The organism is Stenotrophomonas sp. PS02298 (genome assembly GCF_029959445.1).
GTDB lineage: Bacteria > Pseudomonadota > Gammaproteobacteria > Xanthomonadales > Xanthomonadaceae > Stenotrophomonas.
This window is the reverse complement of the sequence record NZ_JASCOR010000009.1, coordinates 42,394-53,229: the sequence shown is the minus strand read 5'-3', so window position 1 is coordinate 53,229 and position 10,836 is coordinate 42,394. Positions and strand designations below refer to the sequence as shown.

Here is a 10,836-nt window from a genome sequence, read left to right as displayed (position 1 = left end):
TCGTCGACTACCCGGGCTACGAGACGCTGGATCCGCCGGACATGGAAACCATGCTCGGCAGGGGCATTACCGGTGAAGCCCATGCCGAGCATGGCTCGGCACTACAGGGGCAGATGCCCAAAAAAAGCCCCGCACTTGGCGGGGCTTTTCTATCAGTTCAGTTGACCGTGGCAGTGCTTGTACTTCTTGCCACTTCCGCACGGACACGGGTCGTTGCGGCCGACCTTGGGCGCATTGGCCTCGTCGATCACCTCCGCTGCTTCCTCGTCGGCGCTGTAGCCGCCGTTGTCCTGGTGCTGGAACTGCGACATCTGCAGGCGTGCTTCGGCCTGCTGGCGCTCCAACTGCTCCATTGCCGCTACTTCTTCCTCGCTGCGCACGCGCACGCGCGACAGCATGGTGATCACTTCGCGCTTGACGTCCTCCAGCATCTGCGAGAACAGCTCGAAGGCCTCCTTCTTGTACTCCTGCTTGGGCTGCTTCTGCGCGTAACCACGCAGGTAGATGCCCTGGCGCAGGTAATCCATGCGGGCCAGATGCTCCTTCCAGCTCTGGTCGAGCACGGTCAGCATCACGTGCTTTTCCAGTGCGCGCATGGTCTCGGCGCCAACCGCCGCTTCCTTCTGCGCGAAGTGCTCGTCCACGCGGTCGATGACCTTCTGCACGATCGCCTCGGCATCCAGTTCTTCGTGCGCCTTGACCAGGCCAACCACGTCCATCTCCACGCCGAACTCGCCTTCCAGCGTGGCCTGCAGGCCCTGCAGGTCCCACTGCTCGTCCACCGAGTTCGGCGGCACGAAACGGGAGACCAGGTCATAGATCACGTCGCCGCGGATGCCGTCGATGTTTTCCTTGACCGACTCGGCGTCCAGCAACTCATCACGCTGGCCGTAGATCACCTTGCGCTGGTCGTTGTTGACGTCGTCGAAGTCGAGCAGGTTCTTGCGGATGTCGAAGTTGTGCGCTTCAACCTTGCGCTGTGCCTTCTCGATCTGGCGGCTGACCATGCGGTCTTCGATGACGTCGTCTTCCTTCATCCCCATCATGCGCATCGCCTTCTGCACCCAGTCAGAGGCGAAGATGCGCATCAGGTTGTCTTCCAGCGACAGGTAGAAACGGGACGAACCCGGGTCACCCTGACGACCGGAACGGCCGCGCAGCTGGTTGTCGATACGGCGCGATTCGTGGCGCTCGGTGCCGACGATGTGCAGGCCGCCAGCCGCCTTGACTGCTTCGTGACGTTCCTGCCACGCCGCCTTCAATGCGGCCTTCTGCTCGTCGCTGATGTCTTCACCCAGCTCGTGCAGTTCGGTTTCCAGCGAGCCGCCGAGCACGATGTCGGTACCACGGCCGGCCATGTTGGTGGCGATGGTGACCGAGCCCGGACGACCAGCGTTGGCGACGATGGTCGCTTCGCGGTCATGCTGCTTGGCGTTGAGCACTTCGTGCTTCACGCCAGCCTTGCGCAGGTGCTCGGACAGCATTTCCGAGGTTTCGATCGAGGTGGTACCCACCAGCACCGGCTGGCCGCGCTTGGCGCATTCTTCGATGTCGGCCAGCACCGCATTGAACTTGCCCTTGCGGTTGAGGAACACCTGGTCCGGGTAGTCCTTGCGCACGGTCGGCTTATTGGTCGGGATGACCAGCACTTCCAGGCCGTAGATGCTCTGGAACTCGAACGCTTCGGTATCGGCCGTACCGGTCATGCCGGACAGCTTCTTGTACATGCGGAACAGGTTCTGGAAGGTGATGCTGGCCAGCGTCTGGTTCTCACGCTGTACCGGCACGCCTTCCTTCGCTTCCACCGCCTGGTGCAGGCCGTCGGACCAGCGACGGCCGGCCAGGGTACGGCCGGTGAATTCATCGACGATGACGACTTCGCCATCACGCACGATGTAGTCCACGTCACGCTGGTAGATGGCGTGCGCGCGCAGGGCGGCATTGAGGTGGTGGACCACGGTCAGGTTCTGCGCGGCGTACAGGCCGTTGTCGTTGTCCGCACCGATGATGCCGGCTTCGCGCAGCAGCTCTTCGGCGTGTTCCATGCCGGCTTCGGACAGGAACACCTGCTTGCCCTTCTCGTCGACCCAGTAGTCGCCCTCGCCTTCCTCGGTTTCCTGTTTGATCAGGCCCGGCACCACGCGGTTGACGCGGATGTACAGCTCGGGGGAATCGTCGGCCGGACCGGAGATGATCAGCGGGGTACGCGCCTCATCGATCAGGATGGAGTCGACTTCGTCGACGATGGCGTAATGCAGGCCGCGCTGGTAACGGTCGGCGCGGGTCAGCGCCATGTTGTCGCGCAGGTAGTCGAAGCCGAATTCGTTGTTGGTGCCGTAGGTGATGTCACTGCCATAGGCCTCGCGCTTGTCGCTGTGCGGCATGCCCGGGTAGACCACGCCGACGCTCATGCCCAGCCAGTTGTACAGCTTGCCCATCTGTGCCGAGTCGCGGCGGGCCAGGTAGTCATTGACCGTGACCACGTGCACGCCCTTGCCTTCCAGCGCGTTGAGGTAGACCGGCAGCGTTGCCACCAGGGTCTTGCCTTCACCGGTACGCATTTCGGCGATCTTGCCCAGGTGCAGGACCATGCCGCCGATCAGCTGCACGTCGTAGTGGCGCATGCCCAGCACACGCTTGGAAGCTTCGCGGCAGACCGCAAACGCTTCCGGCAGCACCTTGTCCAGGGCTTCGCCAGCGGCGATGCGCTCACGGAACTCGGGGGTCTTGGCCTTCAGCTGGTCATCGGAGAGCTTCTGGATCTCCGGCTCCAAGGCATTGATCTTGGCGACGATACGGTTGAGCTGGCGAAGCTGGCGCTCGTTACGGCTGCCAAAAACGCGGGTAAGCAGGCTGTTGATCATTGAAGGAACCGGTTTGAATGAAATGCCGTGCGACCTGGCTCACCCCCTGGGTTCACCGGTCACAAACGAAACAGGGCGCAATGCGCCCTGTCGATGGCAACGCCTATTGTAGCTTGGGGCGAACGCTTGGGATTCAAGCTCCCCAAAACAAGTCAGCCGAAGCTGACTTGCCACCCATCAGCCACGGCTGAGCCGGCCGACCGGCGTATTGCCGCCCTCGCCGAGGAATTTGCGCGGATTCATCACCACGCCGTTCTGCCAGACCTCGAAATGCACGTGGGCGCCGGTGGAGCGACCGGTGGAGCCGGCCTTGGCCACTTCCTGACCGGCCCGCACCAGCCCGCCTTCACGCACGGTCAGGCGCGAATTGTGCGCATACAGGGTCTTGTAGCCGTTGCCGTGGTCGATCTCGACCACATTGCCGTACCCACCCTTCACGCCGGAGAAGCTGACCACACCGTCAGCCACGGCCAGCACCGGGTCGCCAACGCGGGCGTGGAAGTCCATGCCCTTGTGGTTGCCAACACCGCGGCCGAACGGGTCGGCACGGCCACCGAAGCTGGAGGTGACGTAGGTGTTGCGGATCGGCATGCGCGAAGGCACGGCGTTCTGTTCAAGCTGGTGGTCGAACAGCAGCGATTCCATCACCGACAACTGTTTGCCTGAAGCAGCGAAACGCTGCTCCAGCACCTGTAAGTCGGTGTTTACCGCGCTGACCGGGATGTCCTGGGTCGGGCCGGGTTCGCCTTCACCCATACCCGGGGTTTCCTGGAAGTCGAACTCGCCGTCTTCCAGCTTGCCCATCTGGGTCAGGCGCTCACCCAGGGCGTTGAGCCGGGTGGCCTGCGCCTGCAGCTCGCCGAGGCGGGCGGCCAGTGCGTTGACCTGGGTCTGCGCATCGGCGCGGACCTTGGCCAGCTCCTGCTGCTGATGGTCCACCTTGGACTGCAGCGCCGCATCGCCGGCCATGCCGATGGCGAAGCTCAGGGCCACGCCCATCAGGCAACCAAGGCCAAGTACGCTACCCAACAGGGCTTGAGGACGATCCTCAAAGAACATCTGAACACGTGAAAACGGCGTCTTGGCCTTTTGTTCACGCGTTTTGATTACGATCTTTTTAAATGTCATTGAAAAATTCTTATGTCAGAGCCGAAATCCAGTGTTCGTTCCCGTTCCGCGCCCAAACAGGCGCTGGAAGCGGCGATGGCGGACAAAGCAGGAAATCCGCTGCGCCGGGCCCTGTGGCTCGATGCGATGGACCGGCAATTGCGCCCCCATTTGCCGCCGGCGCTGGCTAACCGTTGCCGGTTGGCCAATGTGGACGGCGAACACCTCGTTTTTCTCGTCGAATCGCCGGTGTGGCACGCCAAAGTAAGGCTTGCCGAAGACCAGCTGCTCGACGCGGCCCGATCCATCGGGCTGAAGGCCACCCGGGTGACCGTCAAGACTGCGACCGCGTCCGCGCACTCCCCAGTGCGTAACGATCAACGCAGCACAGCAGTAAGCGAAGCCACGCACAAAGGACTGCGTGACGCCTTGGCTGCCCTGCAGGATGTCGAATCAACAAAGTCCTGAAGGGCCACCGGGTGCCTGATCGGCCCCGGCCTCCAACCAGCCGTTCAAAGGACCGGATTGGAGCCAGCAGGAATCCTAGCCGCGGAATGCAGCGAAGGAGTTAGTCTTTTGTTAATTAAAAGTTAAATTCAGACTGAAAGCCTGATCGGGTTCACACAACGACTACAAATGGGAGTAGTCGTGCTCTGTGAAGGCCGCGTCTCTTACGGCCTCACCGCTATTTAACTCAGGCGTAAGCCGGGATGCCGTATTGCACCGGCTCGGCGGCCACCGACGAGTCGTAGCTGACCCATTCCCAGGCGCTCTGGTCGGCCAGAAGGGCGCGCACCAGCTTGTTGTTGAGCGCATGCCCGGACTTGAAGCCCTCGTAGGCGCCCAATACCTGTCCGCCGGCCAGATACAGGTCGCCGATGGCGTCCAGGATCTTGTGGCGGACGAATTCGTCGGTGTAACGCAGGCCGTCGTCATTCAGCACGCGGAACTCGTCGAGCACGATGGCATTGTCCATCGAGCCGCCCAGGCCCAGGTTGCGCTCACGCATGTACTCAAGGTCACGCATGAAGCCGAAGGTGCGGGCGCGCGAGATTTCCTTGATGTAGCCGGCCGTGGAGAACTCGATCTCCACCCGCGACTGCTTGGCCGGGATCATCGGGTGATCGAACTGGATGGTGAAACCCAGTTTGTAGCCTTCATACGGCGAAAAGCTGGCGATCTTGTCGCCGTCGCGCACTTCCACCGTCTTGAGGATGCGCAGGAAGCGCTTGGCCGCGCCCTGCTCGACGATACCCGCCGACTGCAGCAGGAACACGAACGGGCCGGAAGAACCGTCCATGATCGGCAACTCGGCCGAGGACAGTTCGACGATGACGTTGTCCACGCCGAGACCGGCCAGGGCCGACATCAGGTGTTCGACGGTCTGGATCTTGGCACCTTCACAGGTCAGGCCGGTGCACAGGGTGACCTCGGTGACCAGATCGGCACGCGCCGGGACTTCCACCACTGGATCCAGGTCCACCCGTCGGAACACGATGCCATGGTCAACCGGTGCCGGGCGCAGGGTCATGTAGACCTTGTCACCGCTGTGCAGGCCGACGCCGGTGGCGCGGATCGTGTTCTTGAGAGTGCGTTGCTGGATCATGTGTATGTAAGGCCGGAGGGGCCGCGCAGGCGCAGCCAGGGGGACAAACAAGAATAACACGCGTTAACACGCGCCCTTTACAGCGTCAGATTCGGCCGTCAGCTGCCGTCCAGTACCGAAATATCGCCGGGCCGGCCTTGGCCCGGCGATAAAGGACATGGTATTCCCGCCGGGGTGGACAGCCCCGACGTATCAGCTCTGTTTCCAGGCGCCGACCAGTCCGACCCACGGCGCCGTTGCCGGCGCACGCGATGATCGGGCCTGGATGGCCCCCGCTACCGCATCAGTCAGCCTGGCGGCGCAGGAACGCCGGGATGTCCAGGTAGTCATTCGGCAGCTCTGCAGCAGCCGGCGACGCCGACGAGGTGGAAGCAGACACGGTGTCCGAACTCGGACGACGCAGGCCCATGCCCATGGTGTGACCCACGGCCTTGGCCACGGCATCGGCCGGGCTTTCGTACTCGTCGAACTCGGCCTGGCCGGTGGTTGCGTTACGCACCAGCTTGATCGGGCCGCGCTCGCCCGGACGCTGTGCGTTTTTGGCAACGGCACGGTTCAGGCCGGTGGCAACCACGGTCACCTTGATCTCGTCACCCAGATCCGGATCGATCACGGTTCCGATCACCACGGTTGCGTCTTCCGAAGCGAAGGCATGCACGGTGCGGCCGATTTCGTCGAACTCGCTCATGGTGATGTCGGTGCCGGCGCTGATGTTGACCAGCACGCCATTGGCGCCGGCCAGGTTCACGTCGTCCAGCAACGGGTTCTGGATCGCGGCTTCGGCAGCGGCCTGGGCGCGGTCATCACCACGTGCGGTGCCGGTGCCCATCATCGCCAGGCCCATTTCCGACATCACGGTGCGCACGTCGGCGAAGTCGACGTTGATCAGGCCCGGACGCACGATCAGGTCGGCGATGCCCTGCACGGCGCCCTGCAGCACGTCATTGGCAGCGCGGAACGCCTGCACCATGGTGGCGTTGCGGCCGAGTACGGTGATCAGCTTTTCATTCGGGATGGTGATCAGCGAATCGACGTGCTGGCTCAGCTCCTCGATGCCCTTCAGCGCCACCTGCATGCGGCGACGGCCTTCGAACGGGAACGGCTTGGTGACCACGGCCACGGTCAGGATGCCCATCTCCTTGGCCAGCTGTGCCACCACCGGTGCAGCACCGGTACCGGTGCCGCCGCCCATGCCGGCGGTGATGAACACCATGTCCGCACCCTGCAGGGCGTCCATGATGCGCTCACGGTCTTCCAGTGCGGCCTGGCGGCCGACTTCCGGGTTTGCGCCTGCGCCCAGACCCTTGGTTACGTTGGTGCCCAGCTGCAGCTGCAGCTTGGCACCACAATTCTTGATGGCCTGCGAGTCGGTGTTGGCAGTGATGAATTCCACGCCATCCACGCTGCTGTTGACCATGTGCGCCACGGCGTTGCCGCCGCCGCCGCCCACGCCAACGACCTTGATCACCGCGTTCGGTGCCATCTTTTCAATCAGTTCGAAATGCGCCATGTCCATGTCCTCTCTATTGCCGTGATTGGTTCGGGCATCCGGGAAGAATCCTTCTCCTTCTGCGCCCGCCCGCACCGGCGAGTTGTTTTAGGTGTACCGCTTCGGGTTGCCCCTGCACGGTGGTTGTTGCTTGCTTCAATGACTGCGTTACTGCACTTCGTCTTGCCTTACTGCTTGCCCTTCTGACTGCCTCACTGCCCTACCACCGGTCCCGCGCTCAGAACTCGCCGCGGAACCAATTCTTCAATTTGTTGAACATGCTGCCGGCGCGCCCGGTGGGCAGCGACGGACGCCGTGGGTGTTCGATCTGGCTGCCCATCAGCAGCAGGCCCACGCCGGTGGCATGCACCGGGTTGCCGACTACTTCACCAAGGCCGGTGACGTGCTGCGGAATGCCAACGCGTACCGGCATCTGCAGCATTTCCTCGGCCAACTCGACCACGCCTTCCATCTTCGAAGCGCCGCCGCTGAGCACCAGGCCCGCGCGCACCATTTCCTCGAAGCCGGAGCGGCGCAGTTCGGCCTGCACCATCTCGAAGATTTCCTCGTAACGGCCCTGCACTGCCTGCGCCAGCGAATGACGCGGCATCCGACGTGGCGGACGATCGCCGACCGACGGCACCTGGATGCTTTCCTCGGCGGTTGCCATCTGCGCCAGCGCACAGGCGTAGCGCACCTTGATCTGCTCCGCTTCCGGGGTCGGCGTGCGCAGCATGTGGGCAATGTCGTTGGTGACGTGGTCACCGGCAATCGGCAGCGATGCGGTATGGCAGATCGCGCCCTGCACGAACACCGCGATGTCGGTGGTGCCGGCGCCGATGTCGACCATCACCACGCCGAGCTCGCGCTCGTCGGCGGTCAGCACCGCAACGCTGGAGGCCAGCGAGGACAACACCAGATCGTCCACCTGCAGGCCGCAGCGCTGCACGCACTTGCTGACGTTTGCGGCGGCAGACTGTGCGCACACCACCAGGTGCGCGTGCACCTCCAGGCGCACGCCGGTCATGCCGACCGGATTGCGGATGCCTTCCTGCGAATCGTCCAGCACGTACTCGCGCGGGATCGCATGCAGGATCTTCTGGTCGGCGGGGATGGCCACGGCCTTGGCCGCTTCCAGCACGCGATCCAGATCGCCCCAGCTCACTTCGCCTTCGCGGATCGGGGTGATGCCCTGCGAATTGCGGCACTGCACGTGATTGCCGGAGATCGAGGCATACACCGAACGGATCTCGCAGCCGGCCATCAGCTCGGCTTCCTCGATGGCGCGCTGGATCGACTGCACGGTGGATTCAATATCCACCACCACGCCGCGCTTGAGGCCGCGCGATTCGTGCGAGCCGATGCCGATGACCTCGATCGGGCTGCCCGGCGAGTACTCGCCGACCAACGCCACCACCTTGGAGGTGCCGATATCCAGGCCAACGATCAGTGATTTGTCACCCTTGCGGTTCATGTCCTGTCCTGCGTCTGCTTTGTTGCCGGCGGCGGGGTTCCCCAGCTCAGCGTGAATCCATTGGTATAGCGGAGGTCGGCGCGCACGATCGGCACCTGGGTGCGGGTCAACTGCGGCAGCACGCGCACGAAACGGCTCAGTCGCGAGCGTGCATCATTGCGTCCGATGATCACCTCGGTGCCGTTGTCCAGCCCCAGTGACCAGCTGCCGCGCGCGTCCATCGCGACTTTGCGTACGTCCACACCGGCCGGTGCGAACAGTGCGCGCGAATCGTTGTACAGCTCGACGACTTCGGTGGTCATGCCATCGGGGCCATCGAGTTCGGGCAGCGGCGCGTTCTCCAGGCCGTGCGGCACCGCGAACAGGCGCCCCTGTTCGGACAGCAGGCGATCCTTGCCCCAGCGTGCAAACGGACGGTGCTCGACGATGCTCACTTCCAGCACATCCGGCCACTTCTTGCGGACCTGCGCGCTTTCCACCCAAGGCAGCTTCTCAACCGCCGCCTGCGCGTCCTGCAACTTCACCGCGAAGAAGCCCGAGCGCGCATACGGAAGCAGGGTTTTCTGCAGATCTTCCGCCGGCACCCGCTTGAACTCACCGTGCACGCGCAGCTTGGCCAGCGGCCAGCGCTCGGCGCCGACCCAACCGTTGACCACCGCGACCACCGGCAGCACCACCAGGGCGATGGCCAGCAGCCAGGCGAGCATGCGCAGGATGGCATTCATCGTGCGCCCTCCCCTGCAGCGCGGCCGCAGGCCACCGTCGCAGCCCGCAGTGCGGTTGCGTGGGTATGGCTCGGCGGCAGCGCGACAGACATCATTCGCCCTTGGTCTCCTTGAAACCTTCGGTGATCACCTGCTGGGCAACGCCGCCGATGTCGCCGGCACCCATCATCAGCAGCAGATCGCCGTCCTGCAGTACGTCCGGCAGCACCGAGCCCAGGTCAGCGGCATGACCGACCACCACCGGCTCGCTGCGGCCGCGGGCACGGATAGCGCGCGCCAACGACTTGGAATCGGCACCGGGAATCGGTGCTTCGCCGGCTGGATAGACCTCGCTCAGCACCAGCGCGTCCACTTCCGACAGCACCGCTGCAAAAGCATCGAACTGATCGCGGGTGCGGCTGTAACGGTGTGGCTGGAAGGCCACCACCAGACGCTTGTCCGGCCAACCGCCACGGGCAGCGGCAAACACTGCTTCCAGCTCACGCGGGTGATGACCGTAGTCATCGATCACGCGCACCTTGGCACCCTTGTGTGTGGTGACTTCGCCCAGGTCGTTGAAGCGACGGCCAACGCCTTCGAACTTCTCCAGCGCCGAGGCGATATCTTCCGGTGCCACGCCCAACTGCCAGGCCACCGCGGCGGCGGCCAGTGCATTGAGCACGTTGTGCTTGCCCGGCAGTGCCAGGGTGACCGGCACGCTGGTGCCTTCCGGCAGGCGCAGGGTGAAGCGCATGCGCGGGCCATCCTGCACCACGTCCTCGGCGCGCACGTCGGCATTGCTGCTCAGGCCATAGCTCATCACGTGACGCGGGGTCTTGGCAGCCAAAGCAGCCACTTCCGGATCATCGATGCACAGCACCGCCAGACCGTAGAACGGCAGGCGCTGCAGGAACTCGGCGAACGCTGCCTGCACACGGGCGAAGTCGTTGCCGTAGTTCTCAAGATGGTCGGCGTCGATGTTGGTGATCACCGCGACCAGCGGGTTCAGGCGCAGGAAGCTGCCGTCGCTTTCATCGGCCTCGGCCACCAGCCACTGGCCACCGCCGAGCTTGGCGTTGGCACCGGCCGCCAGCAGCTGGCCACCAATAACGAAGGTCGGGTCCAGCTTGCCTTCGCTCAGGATCGCTGCGGTCAACGAGGTGGTGGTGGTCTTGCCGTGGGTACCGGCGACGGCGATGCCGCGACGGAAACGCATCAACTCGGCCAACATCGCCGCGCGCGGCATGATAGGAATGCGCTGGCTGCGCGCTTCCATCAGCTCGGGGTTGTCTTCGCGGATGGCACTGGAAACCACGATGCAGTCAGTGCCCAGCACGTTGGCAGCGGAGTGACCGCGCATCACGCGCGCGCCCAGCCGCGCCAGTCGGCGTGTGGCTGCGTTGTCGGCATTGTCGGAACCGGAGACTTCATAGCCCAGGGTCAGCATCACTTCGGCGATGCCGCTCATGCCGGTGCCGCCGATGCCGACGAAATGCACGCGCGGAAACGCGCGGACCAGGTCGGTGGTGTCGTTGAGGCGGCGGATCATGCCAGGCCTCCGGTGTGGCTGGCGCGGGTGCGCGGTGCCGTGT

8 protein-coding genes are annotated in these 10,836 nt (G+C 64.0%); 1 reads left to right on the top strand and 7 read right to left on the bottom strand.

From position 1 onward, the window contains the following. Positions 1-152: 152 nt before the first annotated feature. Positions 153-2,864 carry a preprotein translocase subunit SecA gene (gene secA, locus QMX78_RS02955; RefSeq protein WP_282266383.1) on the bottom strand — a complete coding sequence of 904 codons (2,712 nt, stop codon included), beginning with the start codon at positions 2,862-2,864 and terminating at the stop codon, positions 153-155. 177 nt (positions 2,865-3,041) lie between these two features. After that, on the bottom strand, positions 3,042-3,992 hold the full coding sequence (locus QMX78_RS02950) for a M23 family metallopeptidase (RefSeq protein ID WP_282266381.1): 951 nt from the start codon (positions 3,990-3,992) through the stop codon (positions 3,042-3,044). Between the two features lie 12 nt (positions 3,993-4,004). Between QMX78_RS02950 and QMX78_RS02945 the strand changes: the two genes are divergently transcribed. Next, a complete protein-coding gene (locus QMX78_RS02945; protein WP_282266380.1) occupies positions 4,005-4,439 on the top strand; it encodes a DciA family protein in 435 nt (144 codons plus the stop codon). A gap of 226 nt (positions 4,440-4,665) precedes the next feature. Here the strand turns inward: QMX78_RS02945 and lpxC are convergent, their stop codons facing one another. The 5 genes from lpxC to murC all read right to left on the bottom strand — a co-directional run bounded on the left by lpxC (position 4,666) and on the right by murC (position 10,793). Continuing rightward, entirely contained in the window at positions 4,666-5,577 is a 912-nt protein-coding gene (gene lpxC / locus QMX78_RS02940; RefSeq protein WP_282266378.1) for a UDP-3-O-acyl-N-acetylglucosamine deacetylase, read from the bottom strand. Between the two features lie 283 nt (positions 5,578-5,860). Then, positions 5,861-7,087: a cell division protein FtsZ gene (gene ftsZ / locus QMX78_RS02935; protein WP_282266376.1), complete on the bottom strand. Its 1,227-nt coding sequence runs from the start codon at positions 7,085-7,087 to the stop codon at positions 5,861-5,863. A 217-nt stretch (positions 7,088-7,304) separates the two neighbouring features. Further along, positions 7,305-8,540 carry a cell division protein FtsA gene (ftsA, locus tag QMX78_RS02930; protein WP_282266374.1) on the bottom strand — a complete coding sequence of 412 codons (1,236 nt, stop codon included), beginning with the start codon at positions 8,538-8,540 and terminating at the stop codon, positions 7,305-7,307. Further along, on the bottom strand, positions 8,537-9,265 hold the full coding sequence (locus tag QMX78_RS02925) for a cell division protein FtsQ/DivIB (protein ID WP_282266370.1): 729 nt from the start codon (positions 9,263-9,265) through the stop codon (positions 8,537-8,539). The genes ftsA and QMX78_RS02925 overlap by 4 nt, the downstream gene beginning before the upstream one ends. Before the next feature lie 91 nt (positions 9,266-9,356). Next, positions 9,357-10,793 carry a UDP-N-acetylmuramate--L-alanine ligase gene (gene murC / locus QMX78_RS02920; RefSeq protein ID WP_282266368.1) on the bottom strand — a complete coding sequence of 479 codons (1,437 nt, stop codon included), beginning with the start codon at positions 10,791-10,793 and terminating at the stop codon, positions 9,357-9,359. Positions 10,794-10,836: the final 43 nt, after the last annotated feature.